The sequence below is a fragment of the Pseudoduganella sp. SL102 genome, assembly GCF_027856995.1.
Classification (GTDB): domain Bacteria; phylum Pseudomonadota; class Gammaproteobacteria; order Burkholderiales; family Burkholderiaceae_D; genus Rugamonas; species Rugamonas albidiflava.
Genome location: NZ_CP115554.1, coordinates 4,190,938 through 4,211,718, shown reverse-complemented (window position 1 = coordinate 4,211,718; position 20,781 = coordinate 4,190,938). Strand labels below are relative to the sequence as shown.

20 protein-coding genes and 1 pseudogene are annotated in these 20,781 nt (G+C 61.5%); 16 read left to right on the top strand and 5 right to left on the bottom strand.

Translation table 11 applies throughout. The features are described 5' to 3' along the window. The first annotated feature begins 50 nt into the window (after positions 1–50). The gene (locus tag OU994_RS17835) at positions 51–1,769 is read left to right on the top strand and encodes a DUF4214 domain-containing protein (protein ID WP_281606978.1); all 1,719 of its coding nucleotides are present in this window, start codon (positions 51–53) and stop codon (positions 1,767–1,769) included. Between the two features lie 73 nt (positions 1,770–1,842). On the opposite strand, the pseudogene OU994_RS17830 reads toward OU994_RS17835, so the two are convergent. Continuing rightward, a pseudogene (locus OU994_RS17830) lies at positions 1,843–2,274 on the bottom strand (GGDEF domain-containing protein); the annotation flags it as partial. A 902-nt stretch (positions 2,275–3,176) separates the two neighbouring features. Between OU994_RS17830 and OU994_RS17825 the strand changes: the two are divergent. Then, complete coding sequence (locus OU994_RS17825) at positions 3,177–4,712, top strand: recombinase family protein (protein ID WP_281606977.1); 1,536 nt, start codon at positions 3,177–3,179, stop codon at positions 4,710–4,712. Between the two features lie 163 nt (positions 4,713–4,875). Here OU994_RS17825 and OU994_RS17820 read toward each other — a convergent pair whose 3' ends face one another. After that, positions 4,876–5,076, bottom strand: a complete 201-nt coding sequence (locus tag OU994_RS17820; RefSeq protein ID WP_130189374.1) for an AlpA family transcriptional regulator — start codon at positions 5,074–5,076, stop codon at positions 4,876–4,878. A gap of 346 nt (positions 5,077–5,422) precedes the next feature. After that, complete coding sequence (locus OU994_RS17815) at positions 5,423–6,121, bottom strand: hypothetical protein (protein WP_281606976.1); 699 nt, start codon at positions 6,119–6,121, stop codon at positions 5,423–5,425. A gap of 364 nt (positions 6,122–6,485) precedes the next feature. Between OU994_RS17815 and OU994_RS17810 the strand changes: the two genes are divergently transcribed. The 3 genes from OU994_RS17810 (at position 6,486) to OU994_RS17800 (ending at position 9,243) form a co-directional block, all read left to right on the top strand. Next, the gene (locus OU994_RS17810; RefSeq protein ID WP_130189376.1) at positions 6,486–6,998 is read left to right on the top strand and encodes a hypothetical protein; all 513 of its coding nucleotides are present in this window, start codon (positions 6,486–6,488) and stop codon (positions 6,996–6,998) included. A 15-nt stretch (positions 6,999–7,013) separates the two neighbouring features. Next, positions 7,014–8,027, top strand: a complete 1,014-nt coding sequence (locus tag OU994_RS17805; protein WP_281606975.1) for a toprim domain-containing protein — start codon at positions 7,014–7,016, stop codon at positions 8,025–8,027. A 169-nt stretch (positions 8,028–8,196) separates the two neighbouring features. Then, positions 8,197–9,243, top strand: coding sequence for a DUF932 domain-containing protein (locus OU994_RS17800; protein WP_281611660.1), 1,047 nt, complete (start codon positions 8,197–8,199; stop codon positions 9,241–9,243). Positions 9,244–9,327: 84 nt separating this feature from the next. Here the strand turns inward: OU994_RS17800 and OU994_RS17795 are convergent, their stop codons facing one another. Then, a complete protein-coding gene (locus tag OU994_RS17795) occupies positions 9,328–9,849 on the bottom strand; it encodes a S24 family peptidase (protein WP_281606974.1) in 522 nt (173 codons plus the stop codon). Between the two features lie 483 nt (positions 9,850–10,332). Between OU994_RS17795 and OU994_RS17790 the strand changes: the two genes are divergently transcribed. The 5 genes from OU994_RS17790 to OU994_RS17770 all read left to right on the top strand — a co-directional run bounded on the left by OU994_RS17790 (position 10,333) and on the right by OU994_RS17770 (position 15,698). Then, entirely contained in the window at positions 10,333–10,662 is a 330-nt protein-coding gene (locus tag OU994_RS17790; RefSeq protein WP_130189380.1) for a flagellar transcriptional regulator FlhD, read from the top strand. 8 nt (positions 10,663–10,670) lie between these two features. Next, complete coding sequence (locus OU994_RS17785; protein WP_281606973.1) at positions 10,671–11,261, top strand: FlhC family transcriptional regulator; 591 nt, start codon at positions 10,671–10,673, stop codon at positions 11,259–11,261. A gap of 93 nt (positions 11,262–11,354) precedes the next feature. Next, positions 11,355–13,187 carry a MobH family relaxase gene (mobH, locus tag OU994_RS17780; RefSeq protein ID WP_281606972.1) on the top strand — a complete coding sequence of 611 codons (1,833 nt, stop codon included), beginning with the start codon at positions 11,355–11,357 and terminating at the stop codon, positions 13,185–13,187. Then, positions 13,168–15,075 carry a conjugative transfer system coupling protein TraD gene (gene traD, locus OU994_RS17775; RefSeq protein WP_281606971.1) on the top strand — a complete coding sequence of 636 codons (1,908 nt, stop codon included), beginning with the start codon at positions 13,168–13,170 and terminating at the stop codon, positions 15,073–15,075. Before mobH ends, traD begins: the two co-directional genes overlap by 20 nt. After that, positions 15,072–15,698, top strand: coding sequence for a DUF4400 domain-containing protein (locus OU994_RS17770; protein WP_281606970.1), 627 nt, complete (start codon positions 15,072–15,074; stop codon positions 15,696–15,698). Before traD ends, OU994_RS17770 begins: the two co-directional genes overlap by 4 nt. Before the next feature lie 222 nt (positions 15,699–15,920). Here OU994_RS17770 and OU994_RS17765 read toward each other — a convergent pair whose 3' ends face one another. Further along, positions 15,921–16,112, bottom strand: coding sequence for a hypothetical protein (locus OU994_RS17765; protein WP_281606969.1), 192 nt, complete (start codon positions 16,110–16,112; stop codon positions 15,921–15,923). A gap of 301 nt (positions 16,113–16,413) precedes the next feature. Here OU994_RS17765 and OU994_RS17760 point away from each other — a divergent pair, with 301 nt between their 5' ends. From OU994_RS17760 to traL, 6 genes are all read left to right on the top strand, one after another. Then, entirely contained in the window at positions 16,414–17,922 is a 1,509-nt protein-coding gene (locus OU994_RS17760; protein WP_281606968.1) for a recombinase family protein, read from the top strand. A gap of 185 nt (positions 17,923–18,107) precedes the next feature. Continuing rightward, the gene (locus OU994_RS17755; protein WP_281606967.1) at positions 18,108–18,611 is read left to right on the top strand and encodes a hypothetical protein; all 504 of its coding nucleotides are present in this window, start codon (positions 18,108–18,110) and stop codon (positions 18,609–18,611) included. Positions 18,612–18,740: 129 nt separating this feature from the next. Continuing rightward, positions 18,741–19,256 carry a lytic transglycosylase domain-containing protein gene (locus OU994_RS17750; protein WP_281606966.1) on the top strand — a complete coding sequence of 172 codons (516 nt, stop codon included), beginning with the start codon at positions 18,741–18,743 and terminating at the stop codon, positions 19,254–19,256. Beyond that, a complete protein-coding gene (locus OU994_RS17745) occupies positions 19,253–19,900 on the top strand; it encodes an OmpA family protein (protein ID WP_281606965.1) in 648 nt (215 codons plus the stop codon). The genes OU994_RS17750 and OU994_RS17745 overlap by 4 nt, the downstream gene beginning before the upstream one ends. Before the next feature lie 201 nt (positions 19,901–20,101). Continuing rightward, entirely contained in the window at positions 20,102–20,461 is a 360-nt protein-coding gene (locus tag OU994_RS17740) for a hypothetical protein (RefSeq protein ID WP_281606964.1), read from the top strand. Between the two features lie 18 nt (positions 20,462–20,479). Beyond that, positions 20,480–20,779: a type IV conjugative transfer system protein TraL gene (gene traL / locus OU994_RS17735; RefSeq protein WP_130189391.1), complete on the top strand. Its 300-nt coding sequence runs from the start codon at positions 20,480–20,482 to the stop codon at positions 20,777–20,779. Positions 20,780–20,781: the final 2 nt, after the last annotated feature.

Here is a 20,781-nt window from a genome sequence, read left to right as displayed (position 1 = left end):
CCCTAATCATGCTACCATTCGCATCGAACTTTTCAAGCCCTGGAGCGACCATGAGCCTCACCTCTGGCAGCAACGCCATCGACGCACTCGTTTACAGCAGCTGGAACAGGACGGCGGACACGCCTGTGACGCTGACCTACAGCTTCCTGACCCGCGCGCCGATCAACGCTTCGGCGGATGACCGGACCGGCTTCAAGGCGATGTCATCGGTGCAACAGTCAGCCGTGCGCGAGGCATTGGGCGAGTGGGCATCGGTGGCCAATATTTCGTTTGTCGAGGTGGCTTCATCGACGGCGCAGCTGCAATTCGGCACGAATACGCAGGGCACCAGTACCAGCGCCTATGCTTACCTGCCGGGGATCGGCATCCCCTCGGTACAGATGTACCTGAACAACAAGCTCTCGTACAATTCCGATTTTTCGGTGGGCAGCTACGGACCGTCGGTCGTGATGCACGAGATCGGCCACATGCTGGGCCTGAAGCATCCGGGCGACTACAATGCGACCGGTTCCGATGTCGACGGCCCGTTCCTGCCGGCCGCCACCGACAACGGCGACTACACGCTGATGTCGTACAACGATCCGACCGGCTACGCGATCAACCACAAGTTCCAGGCCACGCTGATGATGTACGACATCCAGGCGATCCAGTACCTGTATGGCGCGAACACGCGCTATCACAGCGGGAACGACGAGTATGATTTCAGCAGCGGCACGGCGCCGATGTGCCTGTGGGATGCCGGCGGAACGGACACGCTCGACTTCTCCGCCTGCACGGGAGCCACCGTGATCAACCTGAACGCGGGCGCCTTCAGCGAAACCGCGCGGGGCTTGAACAATGTCTCCATCGCCTATGGCGTGACGATCGAAAACGCGATCGGCGGCGCCGGCGGGACAACGTTCTACGCGAACGGCGCCGGCAACCGGCTGACCGGTGGCGCGGCGGCCGACACGTTCCACCTGGGCGCGGGCAGCGACACCATCACCGGCGCGGGCGGGCAGGACACGGTGGTGTTCGCCAAGAGCTTCGCCAGCTACACCGTGGTCCGCGACGGCAACACGCTGACCGTGACGGGCGAGGGCACCGATGTGCTGTCCGGCATCGAAAGCCTGCGCTTTGCCGACCGCACGCTGGGCATCGACGCGTTCAGCGCGACGACGAGCCAGGTGGGTACCGCCGGCAACGACACCATCACCGCCGTGTCGACCGCCGTGCGCATCGATGGCGCCGCGGGGCTCGACACGGTGCTGTTCGGCGGTGCACGCGGCACGTATGACGTGAGCGCGGTTGCCGAAGGCTACAGCGTCACCGCGAAGGCCTCCGGCGTCACCGATGTGCTGGTCAACGTGGAACGCCTGCAGTTTGCCGACGGGAACATCGCCCTGGACGTCGGCGGTACCGCCGGCCAGCTCTACCGGCTGTACGCCGCCGCGTTCGACCGCACGCCGGACGAATCGGGCATCGGCTTCTGGCTCAAGGCCATGGATGGCGGCGCGCAGTTGTCCGGTATCGCCGAGCATTTCGCCAACAGCCCGGAGTTCCTCCAGCGCTATGGCGCGCTCGACAACGCAGGCTACCTGACACAGCTGTACGCGAACGTGCTCGACCGTCAATTCGACCAGGAGGGCTTCAATTTCTGGCTGGGCGCACTGGAGGGCAGCGTGCCCCGCGGCGACATCCTGACGGGCTTCTCGGAATCGACCGAATTCCGTGCCACGCTGGCCGGCGGCATCAGCGACGGCGTGGACTACCTGCCATTCGGCGGCTGACCGGCCGGAGCGCAACTCCGATTTCCCAGTCCGGCGCCAGACCAGGGCGCCGGTTCCTCCATTCGGCGCCTGCTCAGTGCGCCAACGCCATTTCCAGCGGCAGGCTGATGCGGTTTCTGCCCATGTGCTTGGCGCGGTACAGCGCCGCATCGGCCTCGGCCAGCAATTGCACCGGCTCGTACTCGGGCGCCGGCAGCGCCGTCGCCGCGCCGATGCTGATGGTGACGCATTGCCCGGCTGCTCCCAGGTTCGGCAGGTGCAGTTGCTCGACGCGGCAGCGCATGCGCTCGGCCACGATGGCGGCGCCCTTCAGCGACTGGTTCGGCAGGATGACGGCGAATTCCTCCCCGCCGTAGCGCGCCACCAGGTCGTTCGCGCGCATTTCCTTGGCCACCGCGCCGGCAACCCGCCGCAGGCAGTCGTCGCCGCCCACGTGGCCATACGCATCGTTGTACTGCTTGAAATTGTCCACGTCGACCATCAGCAGCGACAGCGTCTGCTGATAAATTTCGTTAAGCCTCTGAATCTGCTAGGGAAATCCAAGTTTGCCTGTGCGATTCCCGGAGCGTCCCACAAACGTGCCCCCAACCTCCAATCTGTTAGAGATACGTCCGGTGGCTGCTACTCGTCGGGATGCTCGTCACCGGTCAAATTACTTGCATCGTCCCTTTCGTTTGACGACCGAAAAAATGTGAAGGTCTCGCGGCGAGCCATGCGTAGCCAAGGATGAAAACAGGACCGTCTGACACGAGCATACCTTAATGGCTCCATCAACGACGCCGCAGCGGAAATCGTCGACACCATTATCGCTATTGTCGGCCATCCTTTTGACGTATCCTGACATCAAACAGTGCTGGTCGAGGCGAGTGATCCAGTCTATCTGAGACGCGCCACCAGAACACGATCATAACGCGCGCTTACGTAGGGTGAAGGCGCTGCGTTTAACAATCACTTGCACTCAGGTGCGGCCGGGTTGCGCTGAGCGTTCTCGACCAAGCGGCAGTCTCAGCGCGGTCTGCGCGGAACCGCGCATGCACCTCGCCAGCTTGGGGGCGCTGAGCGTCGTCGGCGACGGCAACGCCGCGCTTGCTCTGTCATGTGCATCGGCCGGTCCGCATCGGTGGCAGCGGCCAAAATGGTGGGCCTTCGACATCCCTACCGCACTAGAACGGCGGAGACCGAGTCGGCGGCTGGGGCGCATCCTTGGGCCGGACGCGATCGGCGGATCTGATGTCCGCTAAGACATCGCTCGCAACACAACAGTAGTACGAAAATCCGTGTGCAATCGCGCCCCTTGCATTGACGAGCACGATGCTCGCTCGGCGCATATGACAGCAACTTCCCCTGTCCAGGCCGCGTGCTGATTGAGCAGGCATCGTAGTCCAACTGTTCCATAGGGAGTAGACGATGAACTCATCTGTCAACGGTTCGTCCGCCGATGCCATGCCGGTCGCGGCCTATGTGCGCATGTCGACCGAAACCCAAGACCATTCGATCCAGCATCAACTCGACGCGATCAATCAGTACACGCAGGCGCGCGCCATGACGGTGATGCGTACGTTTGTGGACGAAGGCCGTACTGGCCTGACATTGCAACAGCGCCCTGGCCTGCAGGCGTTGCTCACGGCGGCGACCGCGCAGCCCTGCCTGTTTCGTGCGATCGTGGTTTACGACATCAGTCGCTGGGGGCGCTTCCAGGATGTCGACGAAAGTGCGTTCTACGAGTACCTGTGTCGGCGTGCCGGTGTCACGGTCTTGTATTGCGCGGAGCCCTTTAGCGATGACGGCTCGCCGATGCAAGCCCTGGTTAAGAGCGTGAAACGCATCATGGCCGCGGAATACAGCCGGGAACTGTCTGTCAAGGTGTGGCAGGCGCAATGCCGCTTTTCGCGTATGGGATTTAAGCAGGGCGGTCTGCCGGGTTTCGGCTTGTGCCGCGTGCCGGTAACGGCCAACGGCACGCGCCGCTCGTCGCTGCGGGACGGCGAACGCAAGCCGGCGGTGACCGACCGGGTCGCGTTGGCGCCGACCACTGAGGCCGATATGCGCTTGGTACGTCGAATCTATGCGATGTACTTGAAGCAGAGCATGGGCGACAGTGCGATCGCCGCGCGCCTTCGCGCCGAAGGCCGCGTCAATCATCTGGGCAAGCCGTGGGACGCGGCGACCGTCCGGCGTATCCTTACCAGCGAGAAGTACTGTGGTGAACTCGTGTTCAACCGCACGACGCGCAGGCTGCGCACGCCGGTCGCCGCTAACCCAGCCAGTGCATGGGTGCGTTGCGACAGCGCGCTCATGCCCATGGTCAGCCGTGCCACCTTCGATGCGGCGATGTTGGCACGCGCGCAGCGCTCGTCGGGCCCGGACCGGGAGTCCATCCTCGATGGAATGCGCGCCATCGTTCGGCGGTATGGAACGATCAATGTACGGTTGTGCCGCGCCGCCGGATTGCCAGGGAAGACCACCGTGCAGGCTATGTTCGGCGGCTACATCCAGGCATATGCAGCCGCGGGGCTGCCTGACCAGCGCACGCAGTCTGGTTGCCTGGGCGTACGCTCTGCGCGCGCACTCATTTTGGCCTTACGCGACCAGGCACATGCCTGCGCAGAGCGCGCCGGTGCTGCGGTGTCGTGTTGCCCTGCCTGGAACGTACTGATACTCAATGATCGCTTGCGCGTTAGGCTGTCGGTGGCATCGTGCCGATGCTATCCCGATACGCAGCTTCGCTGGCGCATACCGGCGCAGGAAGGCGAACCTGCTGATTTCGTCCTGTGCGGCATGCTCGATGGGGCGAACCAGCGTCTCGGTCGCTACGTCTTGCTGCCGCTTGCGCAGTGCGCCCGCGGCAGTCTCTTTCTTGCGGAGAAGGCCATGGCCCATTGGCCTGTTCAGCATTTCACGTCTTTGAACGCGGTCTTTGGCCTAGCACCCGATAACTCATAAGGTAACCGTTGAGTTACATGTCCCTGCCGCTGTACCGGCGCCTGGGCGAAAACAGTGAGGGGGGCCTGTCTTGCAGTGACGCTCCGCGCTTGCACGCCGATCCCCATGTCGGATGCATGTGCTTTCCTCAGGTCCTTCCTAAACCAGTGACTGGAGCGTTCGATCAGCCAGCGCCACGGCTGATATCAATACAACGCTGTTGCCATTGTGCGATTTCCGCTGCGTCCCAAACAACGGATCGGGGGCCGATTGGAATCGGCGCCGGCAATACACCCGACTTCACTTTGCGCCATATTGTGGCGCGAGACCATCCGGTGGCCTCGATCACTGCGGGCAAGCGCAGGAATTTCCGGGTCTCGAGCATGATGCACTCCTTCGAAATAGATCCAATGGCGGGGCCTGTGCCGCACTCGGATCGAATTGATAGGGATTGTGCCGACTGAGGTGTTCAGTCCATGGCGGAGAGGAGGCGAGACACAACGCTGCATGACGCGTGTTTCCGCCACCCGGATATGAAAATAAGAGCTGCAGGATGAGTCCGAGGCTGGTCGCGAATGCGAGGATGCTCGGCTGGAAATCTGCAAATATGCTTCAGTAATTCAAGGCTCGCCAACTACTTCAGGGCCAGCTGCTGCCAGATCAATGTAGTTGACATCTCAAAGCGTGTCAAATGCTTGTGGATCATTTTGCATCGACAGAAGACCTGTAGCTTAGTGATGCTCGGCGGCTGCGTCTACCAGGTCGGTCACAGGGTCATTGCTCTTTTCATCCGATGCAGCGAGAGGACTCGGTGCAGTAATGGGCGTTGGCGTATTCGCCTTCCGCTCCAGGGAGGCCCGGACGATGCGAATAGCCTTCGTCGCACCACGCACAGCATTTTTGTTCCGCGATTTCTCGATGAGCAGTTGGCTTGGTGTGATCACTTCGTCGATGCACAACGTTTCCAGCATTGGCATGAGTTGGTCAACCTTCTCGATCAGTTCCAGGAGCCGGCGGTCCAGCATTGAGAAGACCTTTGCGTCGAAGGCCAGCGGTTCCACGTCATAGGTCGCAAGCTGGCTGATGCCATTCGCTGTGCACTTTGCCTCCGCATCCACCAGGGCCTTATTCAGGCGCTTGAGCCGGCTATCGAGCATGGTCCGCAACTCCTGCTCAATGCGCTCCACCTCACTGTCGGCGACCTTCATTCGCGCGAACACAGTGATGTAGTGGAAGTTGATCTGGCTGATCTCGAAGCAGCGCAGGTATAGGCGCTTGCCCTCGGGGCTGTAGAGCGTTACGCCAATCTTCCGGCTGGCCGATTCGATGCGGTCCGTTTTCGCGGCAGCCTGGCGCGCCAGCAGCTTGAGGTTGGTGGCGCCATGGTTGACGCCGACGAGTACCGGAGTGTCGGTATGCGCGTTCATCATATCACCTCGGGAGAGTGCGGTCCCGCCCGAGCATAGCGCGTAGCGCCCATCATCCCAAATTGAAATGCCAGCGAAATAGAGGCCATTTCCTCATTGGCGCTGCTACTCACCGCAGCGCGCGCGTTCAGGCATGAATCCGCTACGCCGCATTTGACTTTGGACGGAGCGCCGCCTACAGTGCATTCGAACGGCGCCATCCGCGTGCCGAATGATTTTTTCCGATGGTAGCTGGCAGCCCATCGAACACGGTTCCGCCGTGGCAGCACAGCCAGCATGTCAATGAAGGGTAACCAACCCCTGTCACTCCCCATGGGACAACGTCCCGTGCGGGCGATTGTCCCGTTTATTTTTTACGGAGGCAATCATGGAAGATTCCCTGAGCGAAGATGCCGATTCATCCCGGTGCGCAAGCACGTCATGGGACCTGTTGGACGATGGACCTGTCGAGGAATTTAGCGAAGAGGACGTGATTGGTTTGCACTGGTGGCTGTTACGCAAGGTGCGCCTGCTGGAGATTCCGAGTACGCCATTGGCCGAGAAGTTCGAGCTGGTGCGCTGGGTGTTCACCGACCCCGTGCGCGATCGGCAGCCGTTCTCGTTCGTCAATTGCATGCGCGTGGCGGCGTGCAGTCCTCTTTCGCGGCTGCCCTTTATCGGCGCCTGCGATCCGGAGGAGGTACGCCGCTGGATTGCCGCGCATCTGCGGCGCTGGTTCGAGGCATCCCTCGCTTGCTATCCCGTATGGGTGCGGCAAGCAGTGATGTCCAACCCGGAATGGGTCGCCGATCGCCTAGCGGCCAATCCGCAGTGGATTAACGAACAGATTCGCCTGCACGAGGAACGTGGTGACCTGTTTTCCAAGCCGGAAGCCGCTTGACGAACAGGAGGCGCCATGACACCCGAACAGGAAGAATTCGAACGGCGGTTCCAGGCCGCGCGCGCCAGTGCCTTCGGGCGCTGGACGCCGTTGCTGCGGACGCTGGGCGTGGACGAGAAAGTGCTGAACCGGCGCAACCAGCCATGCCCGCTCGCGGGTTGTGGCGGTACCGACCGGTTCCAATACACCGACAAGTTTGGCGACGGCAATTACGTGTGCCGCGCCTGTGGCGCCGGTGGCGGTTTCAAGCTGCTGATGGGCTACTTCGGTTGGAACGCTGGTACGGCATTGCACCGCGTCGAGCTGAGCCTTGGGCTGCTGCCGGCGCCATTGCAATCACCCGGGCCGGTCAAGGATGCCAGAAGGCTGCTGCATCGCATCCTGTCCGACACTCGCCCGATCGCGGCAGGTGACGAGGTTGACCGCTATCTGCGGTTTCGTGGCGTGGGCATGGACGGTTATCCGGACACGCTGCGCATGCATCCGGGCCTTGGCTACTACGAGCTCGATCCGTCCAGCGGCAAGCCGAAGCTCGTACGTCATTACCCGGCACTGGTAGCCATCGTGCAGGACCAGGGTGGGCAGGTGGTTTCACTGCTGCGCACCTACCTGCAGGACGGTCGTAAGGCGCTGGGCGCGGAGTCGAAGAAGCTGCTGTGTGGTGGCGTGAACGGTGCTGCCATCCGATTGGGCGAGCCAGCTGGCGAGCTGTCCGTCTGCGAGGGCATTGAGACCGGCCTGGCGATCCAGAAGCGTACCGGTCATCCCGTGTGGGTGGGCATTTGCGCGAGCAATCTGGAACGGATCTGGATTCCGGACCAGGTCACGCGGCTGCGCATCTACGGTGACAACGATGCCGACGCCATGTTCGACGGCCAGGCCGCTGCATATGGCTTGGCAAGGCGCTACATGAAGTGCTGTCGCCATGGGGAAGGCCGTCAGGCCGAAGTGTTCATCCCCCGTCGTGCCGGTGCCGATTGGGCGAACGTGTCCGAGCGTCACGCCACGCACGAAGAGCTGGCCGCGTAGTTATGTTGTGGAAGCAGTGGTAGGGGCCGCAAGGCCATTGGTTCGGCGCACAGGCGCCGGTGCGGCAGCGATGCCGTGTTGTTCAACCCTGCGGGGACCGTCCCCGGCAGGGATGGTCCGTCCGCGTTTTGATGACTGGAGAAATATCATGAAAGCAGGATGCACCTTGATGGACCTGGCAGCTGAACTGGAACGCCAGGCTGCGGCCAAGCGCGATTTGATCGTGCCGGCCAAAAAAATGCACGCCTCCACCTTGCCCTCCGGGCAGTTTCGCCTGGTGATCGACGAGGCCGGTGGCGAAGTGCGTTATCCGCTGGACGATTTCGTGTGTGGTCAGCTGGCCAAGAAGCTCGACATTCCCTTGTCGTACTTCAAGCGCATGCGCGAGTACCACCCCGAACTGCTGGACCAGAACGTCAACGGCTGGCTCAAGGTGAATGTACCGGATAGCTATCTGGTGCGGACCCTTGACGGTTATGTCCGCGCATTCCTGTCCACACGCTATCGCCGGCTCGACAACTTTGATCTGGCAAAAAGCATTGTGCCGGTGTTGCAGGAACTGCCTGGTGCGCGTTTCGAGTCGGTCGAACTGACCGCCAAGAAGCTGTACATCAAGGTGGTCAGTTCGAAGATCCAATGCGAGGTGAAGCCGGGCGATGTGGTGCAGGCCGGCGTCATTGTCAGCAATTCGGAGATCGGTTGCGGTACGCTGCGGGTCGAGCCGCTGCTGTTCCGTCTGGTGTGCAGCAACGGCCTGATTGTCCAGGACCGCAGCATGCGCAAGAACCATGCAGGCCGTAATCTGGTCGCAGATGACGACGAAGTGCTGGTCTACCAGGACGATACGCTGGAGGCCGATGACAAGGCCATCTTCCTCAAAGTGCGCGACCTGGTGAAGACGGCTGTGTCGGAGGCGACCTTCGAGCTGCTGTCGGAGAAGTTCCGCAGGACGATCGGCATCAAGATGGTCGGTAATCCGGTAAAAGCGGTCGAAGTGCTGGCCAACCGGTATGCGCTGAACGAGGCCGAAAGCGCCGGCGTACTGCGGCACCTGTTCGAAGAGCATGAATTGACCGGGTACGGCCTGGTCAATGCCGTCACCGGCTATTCGCAGGAAGTGGCGTGCTATGACCGCGCCACTGAATTCGAAGAGCTGGGCGGCAAATTGCTGGAGCTGTCCAGCGGCGAATGGAAGCAGATCGCCGAGGCGGTTTGACAGCGGAGGGAAGTCCCTGGAGCCAACTGCGCGCGAGCGCCGTGGGGCGCCAGGGACAACCCAATCGGCGTCGAAGACTGTGCCTCAGAAGTCGCAAACGTTGATGGCCAGGGTAACCCGGCCACGCACGCGCACACCGTCCGCACGCAGCGCAGCTTCGTCCACCAGGACGTCACCGTACTGGGTGTTCTCGCAGCGTAGCAGCAGGCCGGCACCGACCCGCAGTTCGATGTGGCGGACGATGGTCTGACCGAGATATTCGAGCACATAAACGCCGTTGCAAGCGATCCGGTTCTGGGTAGGATCGTAGAAGTAAGGGCTGCCGTGCAGTATCCGGGGCGCCATGTCGTGGCCGTGCATGATGGCCATGGCTAGCCCACTGGCGACGGCCGTCTTGTCGGCTACTGCACCGAACCAGGCGGGCCGGGAAGGCGACGAGGGCAGTTGCTGAAGTAGTTGCAATGGCAGGCGATCGACCGCGAAAGGCAGGCGTCGGCTGGTCAGTCCCAGGAGCCAGCCCGTATCGACGTCCAGCTGCAGCGACAGCACGGCCAGCGAAGCCGGGTCCGGTAATCCGGGATGATCGGCATCGATCCAGCGTGCCACGGTCTGCTTGGCGCGACCAGTTAGGCGGTGAAGGAATAGGACGAATTCGTGCGATGAGACGTGGCGGGCATCTAACTCAGCGACAAGTCGGTCACGTAGACCTGGAATGAGCCTTAAGTCTAGCTGCTGAGCCTGCCGTCGGGTAAGCGGAACACTACGCTGTTCAGGTTCCATGGATTGATAAGTTTGTCGTGGATCGAGGAAGAGCGCATGAAATGCTAGCAGCTGCTCACGCTAGCAAAATTAAAGTTAAGCTAGGTACACGGCTTATAGCATCCACCTAAGTGAACAATAAAGTCAATCCCTCAAGCTTTTTCACACGAGTAGCGATAGCAATTGCTGTTGACGCGCCTGAAGGTGCGGTGTAGCCTGCTTCGCGATAGGCGGCCACTGCTGCATCGCACAGCGCCAGAGCCCGTGCTGTTGCTACCGAATCTTAGATGCGACCACGCCCCGGTCCTGGGGCATTACGGAGTACCCATCATGGACAACGCCCCACACCTATCGGATGTACAGCAGTTGAACCTCGACTACCTGTTGATCGTCCAGGCCGCCCTCAAGCAGGACCGGCTCACCGCCAGCTACACGTTCCATCTGGATCCCGACAGCGCCGCCATCCTGCCGACCATGAGCGTGCGGGAATTGAGCACCCTAGCGCAGAGCGTCACCCAGGAGAGCCTGTGCCGGCCAATCGCCAATCTTGCAGCTTTGTTGAAGGCCCCGCGCAGCTTGGCAGGCATGTTGTGCACCGCGGGAGTAGGACAGAATGCCGCCGGCATGCCTGCGGGGCAAACCAATACCGCCACCTTCTGAACCGCATCATGGCTGCGACCGATGCCGACACGCACATCCGGGCGTTGCAGTTGGCCCGTGAGTGTATTGCACTGGGAGCGCGCTTCGGGACCGTGGCCGACGTCACGGGACTGAGCCAGGCGACGCTGCGAACTTATTTCTACCGCAAGGAACGCGCCGCCATTGGCCGTCGTCCCGAGTCCAGCGACTGGCTATTCAACGGCAATGTCTGTCTGCGCTCCGAGGGCTCCGAATTCGCCAACATCTTCACCGCGCTGATGGAGCTGCAACGATGCGAGCCAGCCGATGCACTGGTCGCGGCATACAGACTTTTTGTCGAACGCAGTGCGCATCGGTCCACGCTGACCTTCGACAAGGCCTTCGTGCTCGTCAGTGCGCTGTGCGGCGTCTGGAAGCACACACAGCCAAGCCTTGCGATGCACCGTTGTCCGCGCTGCCTCGCGCGGTACGTGGCCGGCATCGGTGCGCCGCCGCCGATGGCTAACGGGTGCATCTTCTGTGTCCTGTTGCACCGGATGCCGCGCGATCCCCGGATACAGGCCTACTTCATACGCCGCCAGCGCGTCGTCCCAGCGATCGTGGCGCCGGGTGGAAGCTGACCTTGAAATAGGGCGGTAATCGCCTCCTTTTCGCGTGGACTGCCGCAGATGGTGGTTCGATACTGAGAGCCCGCCATCTCCTGGGGCCGAGCCATGTTCATTGCGCAATTGTTGTCGAAGCTGCGTGGAGGAGGCGCGAGCGAGGCCAATGCTGCGCCATCACCGGCAGTCGAGCACGGAGTGTCCGTCAAGGCCGGTATCCGCGCGTGTTCCATCGATGAATTGCTGGCAAATCACAAGGACATCATCGCCCGGATCAAGCTGTGCTACGGTAGCGACAACGCGACGTTTGAAGCTGACTTGCTCGCGCCGATTCGCCACTATGCTGCTTACGTGAATGCGCTACCGGCCACGCAGAACAGCTACTTCAATCGGCCAGGTGGCCTCCTGCGCCTGGGGCTGGAAACTGCTTTCTATGCGCTGCAGGCGACCGATTCGCAGATCTTTGCCGGACGCCAGACCATCACCAACCGCCGCATGCTGGAGCCACGCTGGCGGCGCGCCACCTTCGTCGCCGGCCTGTGCGGCGAGCTATACCGTTGCTTTAACCAGTGCAAGGTGCACGATGCACAGGGCCAGGTCTGGCAACCGTATCTCGCCCCGCTGACGCTCTGGCTGCGCCAGCGCCGCAGCACACACTTCATGGTGCAATGGCTGCCTGGGCCGGAGCGCCGGGCCGTGGGGCTCTATGCGCTGCCGCTGATCGTTCCGCCCGCAACCATGGAAGACCTTGCCTTCGGCAACGAGGTCATCGTGCCCAACATGCTCGCGTCGATCTCGGGCCTGGCCACTTATCACGACCACAATGTGATGGACCGCCTGGTGCGGCATGCGGTGGCGCTGGTGGTCCAGCGTGAGCGTTGCGCCCCGGCCAGCGATGCTTCGCCGGACGAGGTGCCGGCCCATCTGGCGCGCCACATCCTCGAGGCCATGCGTGAACTGGTGCAGTCGGACCACAACTGGCTGCCGAATGCACCGCGCTCGCGTCTGTGGTTCGGTACCGACGGCCTGTTTCTGGTGTGGCCAAACGGCGCGGCTGATGTCATCCGCCTGCTGGCCGATGAACAACTGCCGGGAGCGCCAGACAAATCCGACGCCATACTGGCCATCCTGGTGGCTGCCGGCGTCGTGCCAGTCCGTCCACCTGGCACATCCATCATCGCGATCCAGCCACCGGGAGCGTCAGAACCGCTGGATGCCATACCCATCACGCCACCCGGCCTGCTGCTCGCCGATGTTGTGCCGGTGGTGCAACCGCTGCCCGAAGCGATGGTCGCGGAGCGGCCGGGCGATACCCTGCGCGCGCATGCCGCGCATGCCGCATCCGCTGCCGAGGTGGACGTGGAGCAGATCCCACCCCACGTGGACGACGTGTCCAGGAAGCTAGAACGCAGGCGCACGGCCCGAACAGTGGCCGCCGGCGGGAGCACGCAGGCGCAATTGCCTTTGCCGGCAATGACGCCACCGGATGCCGTGCGGGACGGAGGCCATCTGGCCGCGGCTGGTACGCACGAGACCACGGCGGTGGGTGGCAATTCACCGGGGCTCCCGGAACCTGTCGCTGCGTCGCATGCTGAGCTGCGTCCGCCAATGCGCCTGAATCGCAGGGTCGCGCGCGCACTGGCTGCCATCGTTAGCACCCTGCACGGAGAGCGGCCGCTATGCCATGTCGTCGACGGATCGCTGTTTGTGCCATTGTCTGCGCTGGCGGAGCAGGGTGTCGATGCACGCCAGGCATGCCGTTCGTTGCAAGATGCCGGAATGCTGGAGCCCGACGAGAGCGGCGAAGGTGTGCGGTCCACACGGATCGACGGCCAGCAGCAGGCCGGGATATGCGTCCTGGCTGAATACGTGGCAGGGCTGGAAACGCCCGTAGCGATGCCGGCGCAATCGCGAGGAGGGTGCCATGCTGATGCGTCGCTATGAAATGCCTTGGCGCAGCCCGATGGAGCTGGTGGCCGCGGCCGTGTGGAGCCTGGCTGGACTAAGCATTGTCGCGCTGACGCCGGCAATGGTGCCCTTGCCACTCGGGCTGGCGCTGCTGGGGGTGATGCTTCCGATGGCCTTGTGGCGGACACGCCAGGGCTTATGCATTATCGCCGTGCGCGCGGCGCTTTCCGGACGGGCCATGGAAATGATCACGACCAGGCAGCTGGCGCGGCTGACCACCGATCCCGACATGGTGGTAATCGGTTTCGGCTTTGAGTGGCAACCGCTCCATTCGCAGCGGCTGTACGAGCTCGCCAAGACTGACTGGCGCGAGCTACGCATCCCACCGCCCGTATTGCGCGCGCTGGGGTATGTCGTCAATCCGCAGGCCGACGACGAGATCGGGCTGCCCTACATTCACGGCGTGGAAGGGCGGGAAACGCTGCTCAAGCGGCCCTTGCAGAATTTCGAGGGTGGTACGGTGGTGGTGGGCACGACGCAGTCGGGCAAGGGCGTTTGTCTGGGCTGGCTGATCACGCAGGCAATCCGGCGCGGTGATGTGGTGATCATCCTCGACCCGAAGAATTCCAAACGTCTTCGGCGCCTGGTGGAACGGGCCTGCGCCGACTACCGGGAGGAAGATACCTTCCTGTGGTTCCACCCAGCGTTCCCCGAAAGCGGCGTGCGTCTGGACTTCACCTTCAACTGGCAAAAGCCGACCGAGATCGCTTCGCGCATCCAGTCCATTCTGCCGCCCGACACCGCCGGTGCATTCTCCGCGTTCGGCTGGGATGCGGTGAACGTGGTCACGCAGGGCATGGTACGGCTGGAGCGCCGGCCCAACCTGATGAAACTGACGAAGTACATCGAGGCGGGCATCGAGCCCATCCTGGAGGAGACGCTCAAGCGCTTCTACGAGGAATTGCTGGGCCGTGGCTGGCGTACCAATCCCGACTTGGTGCGCCTGCTGGAAAAGGCGCGCAAAGGCAGCATCAAGTCGCCATCGCCGGTGGCCAGCGCCGAACTGGTGGCGTTTGTCGAATACTACGAGCGCCACGTGCACGAGTCGCGCCATGACAAGGCCATTGATTCCCAGGTGCGCGTGCTTCGGCACAACCGGGAGCACTACCAGAAAATCACCGCCAACCTGCTGCCCATCCTGTCGATGCTGACCTCGGGTGACCTGGGGCGCTCGTTGTCGCCGGAGCCCTTCGACGCGGATGACGAGCGGCCCATCATGAATCTGGAGAAGATCGAGCGCGGAGGCCATGTGCTCCTGATGTGTCTCGATTCGCTGCCTGATCCCGCCGTGGCGTCGGCCATCGGCGCCATGTGCCTGGCCGACCTGGCCGCGCGGTCCGGCATCCGCTACAACCTGGGCGGGTATCGACGCATTTCGCTTTTCGTGGATGAGGTGTCGAACGTGATCAACCAGCCGCTGATCGAGATCATGAACAAAGGCGCCGAAGGTGGCATCTACACCACGGTCGCCATGCAGACCATTGCCGACCTGGCCAAGCGCCTGGGTAGCCAGGAAGCCGCGCGCATGGCGCTGGGCAACCTGAACAACCTGATCGCGTTTCGCACCAAGGACCAGCCCACGCAGGAATTCATCAATGAGACCTTCGGCCAGACGGCGATCCACAATATGAAGGTGGGCCGCAACACGGCGCGTGACGGACACATGGGTGACTTCACCATGGTGGAATCGACCCAGATTGCCGAGGAGTTCAACGAGTTGGTGCCGATGTCGTTGCTGGGCAAGCTGCCCAACCTGCAGTTCTTTGCATCGGTCTCCGGCGGCCACCTGTGCAAGGGACGGTTCACCTTGCTCGATCCTGGGGGCGCACCTGATGAAAAGCAAAGTGCGGAGGCGACGCCATGATCCGGGGCGTCGCCATTGCTTCGCTGGTTACGCTGTTGATGCTGGTGCTGTACCTACCTGCTGTCACGCCACCAGCGGCCTTTTTCGAACGAGTACGTAGTGAGTATTCCGCGCACGGCGCCACCTGGGGACGGAGCCTTGCATACCGGGCGCTGGAAGACGCTATGGCCATGATCGAGCGTCCGGTGTCCGCACCATTGATGAATGAGGCCTCTGCTCAACAAGGCAAGGCAGCGACGGCAGCGGGACAGCAATTCGATACCGTGAGCCGGCGACTTCTGGACAGCGACTATTTGCGCGCCTTCAACGCACTCGCACTGTTGGCGGGCTTCCGACTCGCAGTCTTGGCGCAGTTGGCACCTGGCCTGTTTCTCCTCGCCACAGCCTACGTGGTGGACGGGTTGGCGCGGCGCTGGGTCAAGGGGAGGGAATTTTCCCAACATCATCCAGAGGTATGGACAGGTAGCGTGTGCTGTGTGTGTATAGTCTGCTGCGCGGGAATCATTTCGTCGGTCCTCCCGGTAGCAATGCCGCTGGCATTGCTACCGTCTTTGACAGGCTGTGCATTTTTCGCTGTTGGCTTTGCCATTGCGAACTATCCCGATGGGCAAACGCGCAACTAAAAGCATCGAGCAAAACGTCTTGCTCGTCCTATAAACAGCAGCATCGTAAATTAGGGGACTGTGATCAGCCGCTATCGGCCAAAAGTGGGCATCTAGACAAGTCGCAACCGCCATCACCATGCAGTTGAGTTATTACTGCTGCTCGCGCAACATGCGTGCTGACCGCCGCCGCCTTGCGCCGAAGTCATGCCCGAATGGCGGCCCGCATGTCAATCGTTGTTTTCATTCCTGCGAAACTTGCAGGAAAAGTCCATCAATTCGAAGGCCCTCGTGCAAGACGGCAGCCAAGATTTGCACCCGAAATTCCTGCAGAAATTCAGCAGCAAACGGCGGGGCATGATGTGCGCTTAGCACATTAAAGACTAGCTGTAATGCTGCGATTTGCGAAGTATTCAGATCCGCGTAGGTTGTCATCGTTCACCTCCAGCTCTATCGTAAAACCTAGCTGCCGTTCGTCATTGAGCGACGTCAAGCAGCGCGTACCTCACGACAAGCAAGTCTCGGTAAAGTATCGGAGTTCGTGACTTAAGCACACAGGTAAGCGATGTTCGGCTGTCGGATTTTTTTACAGATGACCTCCATCTCGTGTGCTCATGCCAGATCCTGCAGTCCTGGCACGAGAACTGCTCCAGCAGGGAGAGGCATTCGATTCCTGGCCGACCTGGTCCATACGAGTGAAAACGCCAACTACCCTTCACCGCGACAATGAGGAAAGATGAGTGAACAGAAGCAGCATGCTGCCGCAGCGTACGCGCGGATGTCGACAGACATGCAGAACTATTCCATACGACACCAAACGGCTGTAATTGCTTTGTTTGCGCAGCAGAACGGCATTGACATCGTGCGCGAATATACCGACGAAGGAAGAAGTGGTTTGACGATTGAAGGGCGGCCAGCACTTCGTCAAATGCTCGCGGAGATTCTCAGCGGGCATGCCCCATACAGGACAGTGCTTGTGTATGACGTTAGCCGATGGGGCCGATTCCAGGACATTGACGAAAGCGCACACTACGAATTTATGTGTCGCCAGGCCGGGGTGACAGTGCTCTATGTGGCCGAAGCTTTTGCGAATGACGGGACACCCATGGCTTCCATGATCAAGGGTCTGAAGCGGCTCATGGCCGCGGAGTACAGCCGCGAGCTTTCGGCCAAGGTGCTCAATGCACAATGCTCCTTTGCTCGCCTGGGCTACAAGGCCCACGGTGGCGATGCGGGATATGGACTGCGCCGAGTGTGTGCGGCAGCGGACGGGACCTTCAAGCGAATACTTGCCCCAGGTGAGCGCAAGCCTGCGCTGACGGATCGCGTAAAATTTGCGCTCGGCCCAGAGCAGGAAGTCGCAGTAGTCAAGGAAACCTACCGGCTGTACTTGGAGGACGGCTTGGGCGATACGGCCATTGCGGCACACTGGAATGCACGCGGTATCAAGAATCAGTTTGGCGAGTGCTGGGACCCCTACAACGTCAGGCGCATTCTGACCAGCGAAAAGTACACGGGGGCTATCGTGTACAACCGCAGCTCCACGCAGTTGAACAGCAGACGGCTGTTAAATCCTGAAGAACAGTGGGTGCGTGTTCTCGACGCCCACCCGCAGATCGTGCCCCGAGCCGTTTTCGACGCGGCGCAAATGGAACGAAAGCGCAGGCTGAAGATGCCTGCCAAGGACGCAATCACCATGCGCTTGAAGGCGCTACATGAGCGGACTGGCAAGGTCAACGCTGCACTGATCAAGGCCGACTCCCGGCTGCCTGGTCCGCAGTTCATCCGGTCCGTGTTCGGCAGTCTGGCGGCAGCCTACGCAGCCGCTGATATTGCTCCAGCCCGTACTGCTCGGAGCGCATTGACGAAGGCCGCCACGTTTGCGCTGCTCGACCAGCTTGTACCACAGGTAGAAGACCTGATCCGCGATGCCGGGGCTGCCAGCGAGCGACTAGGCCGGGGAATGCTGCGTATCAATGGCGGTGTTCGCCTGCGCATCGCCGTTTCATGCTGCCGTCATGAAGAACACGCTCGTCGCTGGAAGGTAACGCTTCGTTCACAGCGCCCGTACGATTTCGTGCTGTGCGCACGCCTCAACATCGCCAACGATGCCATCGCCTCGTACTACCTGTTCCCTGTCAGTCAGTTCGTGCAGCGCTCGATCTGGTTCAACACTGCCAACGCTCCTGAACACGAATCTTGCCGCTATCGATCACTGAACGCGATCTTTGGTATCGATGATTAGGCTGCCTGAGAAGACTGGTCATTTGTTCAGGTAAGCGAGCAATGGCATTCGTGCATGGGAGCGCGCGAATGTGCGGCGAAATGTCGCCAAAATAGAGGGCATATCAAGGTGCAGAACCGAATCGACAACAGTACGATGATGTTCATCAAGCCCCGCTGTGGGGAAACGTCTTGAGGTGCATCACAATGACTACCGCATTCATTCCGCTGGACCAAGCGCCGCAGCTGGCACACAGCGATCTTGCGGCGGCGCTGCCTGACATGCATGAGGGGTTGACTGTCGCCACGCGCGTCTGGATCGACGAGTACAACTGGCTGGAAGCACTCTATAACGACGCTGCCAATTGCTCACCGAAGCTGCGCTTTCCCGATCTGATCAGTGCGTGCGTGTCGCTGGTATTCGATGACCCAGCGCCGGAGCGCCGTGTGTTCGCCTTCTTGCATCAGCAGTTGGTGCTGCGCGACCAGGCAACCACGCGCCGGCGCGAAGACATGTGGCGCGAACAATATACTTTGCTGCTGGCCTTGCAGAAGTCGGAGCAGAACCGCCACCCGCATCCGCAGTTCAAGCTGGATCATTTCACCACGGCGTGCGTCGCCCTGGTGATGGCACAAGAAGGGGCGAAGGCCAAGCTGTTCGAGCAAGCCCGCCGCAACATCGCGCGCAGGGCTTCCCGAGGTTTCATCTAAGCGTTATTTGCGTCGATCAGGCGCACACCTGCATTTCACCGCGCCAGGCTACCGCCGGCATACCCGGATTCACCAGAGTCCTCGCGTTGACGCGAGATCGATTCATTTGGGTTTTGTCGTGAGGTACGTATGCGATTCTCCATCCGTTCTACCGTGCCGCTGCTGGTATTGATCCCCGGCTTGGCCAGTGCCTGCTGGGAGCAGGCGGCGAAGAAACACAACGTCCCGACTGTCCTGTTGCTGGCCATTGCCGACACCGAGTCCGGCATGAATCCGGCAGCAGTGAACAACAGCCACGTTCGTCGCACGAAAACGGTCGATATCGGCTACATGCAGGTCAATTCGGACCCGCGCGTACTGCGCAATCTGGGCGTGAGCAAGCAAGACTTGTTCGAACCCTGCACCAACATCAATGCAGGTGCACGCATCCTTTCCGAAAAGATCGCGCGCCATGGCTACACATGGGAGGCCGTCGGCGCCTACAACGCCGCGTGCGTCACGATGACCGCGGAGCAGTGCCTGCGCACGCGAATGCGTTATGCGTGGCGGGTATATCGGTCACTGATGCGCAGGCTTGCACCGTCTCAACCCGCGAGCGCTCGGCTTGCCGCCACAGCGCCGCTGGACTCGGTAAGCTTGCGATGAAGCGCCAGGCACAGCGTGCGGCGCTGATGCTGTCCGCCGCTCTCCCGTTGCCGATCCTGTTTTCGGGCTGCGCCAGCACACCAATGCCGGACAGTGCCCAGCAGATTTCCGGAACACGGCCATTGGTGGGATTCTCGATCGCCCAGCTTGGGTACGATGAATCAAGCTATTTCGGCATGTGCCTTCAAGCTGCTTGCCCGGTGGTGACTCCCAAGACGAACGCGCTTTCCGCGCAACCTGCAGCACCGAGCGATACGCGCCAGAAGGCCCCACCGTCCCAGGACCGGTTTATGAAACCTGAAGGCTTCGTGATTCACTTCGATGCCGCTTCTGCAGAACTGGAGCAATCGGCTACAGCTGCGCTTGTCCAGTTAGCCGACCAGGCACGCCATGCGGCGCACATCACGGTCGTCGGCAGGACGGACAGCACAGGTAGCCGTGCATTCAATCAGCGCCTCGCATGGCAGCGCGCACGTGTCGTGGGCACTTTTCTGCGCGAACAGTTGGGTATTGCACCCGCGCGGATCACAGTGGAAGGGCGCGGCGCGTGCTGCTACGTGGCCGACAACACGACCAGCGACGGTCGCCGGGCCAACCGGCATGCCGTCGTCACATTCCACCTTGCACAAGAGGCCTTGCCATGAAAGGCGCTACGCCTGCCCGCGACGAGCGTGTCAAGGAATTGCCCTGGCCGTGGACCCGGCCGCGCGGTCACCATCCCAAGCGCGGGCGGCCACGTCGCAAGGCGATGGTGCGCGGCCCACCCGGGACGCGCTGGACGCCCGGATGACGCGAGCCGGGCAAGCACACCCTGCGCGTGCCATATGAATCCAAAGGAGAAATGCATGAGTACGTTGAATACTTGGGCGCCAACGCCCGTACCGTGGCGTCTGCCCCGCAAGGGCCTAAGCGCGGCAGCGCTATACATCGTGATGCTGCTGGGGCTTGTCCTTGCGGCCCCTGGTCAGGCAATCGATCTGGTCGCTTTCACGGGCCTGACCGGTCCACTGGTGTCGGCGTTGACCCAGATGGCCAGTCTGGCGCCCGGCATCAAGGCGCTGGTCGGGTTCATCGGTTTCGTGGTGGCGCTGATCTCCCTAGCCGCGCTCCGCAACTTCGGTCCGGTCTTGTTCTACGTCGGACTGGCCATTTTCGGTGCCGTGGGTCTCGTGATCGCCGGCGCGATCATGGGCGCGGTGATCTGAATCGCCACGGAGGACGGGATGCTGACCGACACCTATATCCCACGCCGGTTGGACGATCAGTGGAAGATCGGCCTGTGGGACATCGATGTCGCAGCACCCGTCCTTTTCATGCTGTTTGTGGGCTACCTGGCCAGCAGCCTGTGGGGCTTCTGCGCTGCCGTGGCCATTGGCATTTACTTCGCCCGCAAGATGGCGCGCACCAAGGCTGACAAACACCCTGCCTATGCGTTGCACTGGCTGTACTGGCATTTGCCCACCAATCCGGTGAGTTCGATGCGCGCCACGCCGCCATCGCACATCCGCCGCATGGTGGGATAAGG

Bases quoted from the DNA above. Each gene is read 5' to 3' on its own strand.
- traD (WP_281606971.1), top strand. From the start codon at position 13,168: ATGCTGATGCGTCGCTATGAAATGCCTTGGCGCAGCCCGATGGAGCTG.
- OU994_RS17765 (WP_281606969.1), bottom strand. From the start codon at position 16,112: ATGACAACCTACGCGGATCTGAATACTTCGCAAATCGCAGCATTACAG.
- OU994_RS17805 (WP_281606975.1), top strand. From the start codon at position 7,014: ATGACACCCGAACAGGAAGAATTCGAACGGCGGTTCCAGGCCGCGCGC.
- OU994_RS17770 (WP_281606970.1), top strand. From the start codon at position 15,072: ATGATCCGGGGCGTCGCCATTGCTTCGCTGGTTACGCTGTTGATGCTG.
- OU994_RS17790 (WP_130189380.1), top strand. From the start codon at position 10,333: ATGGACAACGCCCCACACCTATCGGATGTACAGCAGTTGAACCTCGAC.
- mobH (WP_281606972.1), top strand. From the start codon at position 11,355: ATGTTCATTGCGCAATTGTTGTCGAAGCTGCGTGGAGGAGGCGCGAGC.
- OU994_RS17800 (WP_281611660.1), top strand. From the start codon at position 8,197: ATGGACCTGGCAGCTGAACTGGAACGCCAGGCTGCGGCCAAGCGCGAT.
- OU994_RS17815 (WP_281606976.1), bottom strand. From the start codon at position 6,121: ATGATGAACGCGCATACCGACACTCCGGTACTCGTCGGCGTCAACCAT.
- OU994_RS17820 (WP_130189374.1), bottom strand. From the start codon at position 5,076: ATGCTCGAGACCCGGAAATTCCTGCGCTTGCCCGCAGTGATCGAGGCC.
- traL (WP_130189391.1), top strand. From the start codon at position 20,480: ATGCTGACCGACACCTATATCCCACGCCGGTTGGACGATCAGTGGAAG.
- OU994_RS17760 (WP_281606968.1), top strand. From the start codon at position 16,414: ATGAGTGAACAGAAGCAGCATGCTGCCGCAGCGTACGCGCGGATGTCG.
- OU994_RS17740 (WP_281606964.1), top strand. From the start codon at position 20,102: ATGAGTACGTTGAATACTTGGGCGCCAACGCCCGTACCGTGGCGTCTG.
- OU994_RS17825 (WP_281606977.1), top strand. From the start codon at position 3,177: ATGAACTCATCTGTCAACGGTTCGTCCGCCGATGCCATGCCGGTCGCG.
- OU994_RS17750 (WP_281606966.1), top strand. From the start codon at position 18,741: ATGCGATTCTCCATCCGTTCTACCGTGCCGCTGCTGGTATTGATCCCC.
- OU994_RS17755 (WP_281606967.1), top strand. From the start codon at position 18,108: ATGACTACCGCATTCATTCCGCTGGACCAAGCGCCGCAGCTGGCACAC.
- OU994_RS17745 (WP_281606965.1), top strand. From the start codon at position 19,253: ATGAAGCGCCAGGCACAGCGTGCGGCGCTGATGCTGTCCGCCGCTCTC.
- OU994_RS17835 (WP_281606978.1), top strand. From the start codon at position 51: ATGAGCCTCACCTCTGGCAGCAACGCCATCGACGCACTCGTTTACAGC.
- OU994_RS17785 (WP_281606973.1), top strand. From the start codon at position 10,671: ATGGCTGCGACCGATGCCGACACGCACATCCGGGCGTTGCAGTTGGCC.
- OU994_RS17810 (WP_130189376.1), top strand. From the start codon at position 6,486: ATGGAAGATTCCCTGAGCGAAGATGCCGATTCATCCCGGTGCGCAAGC.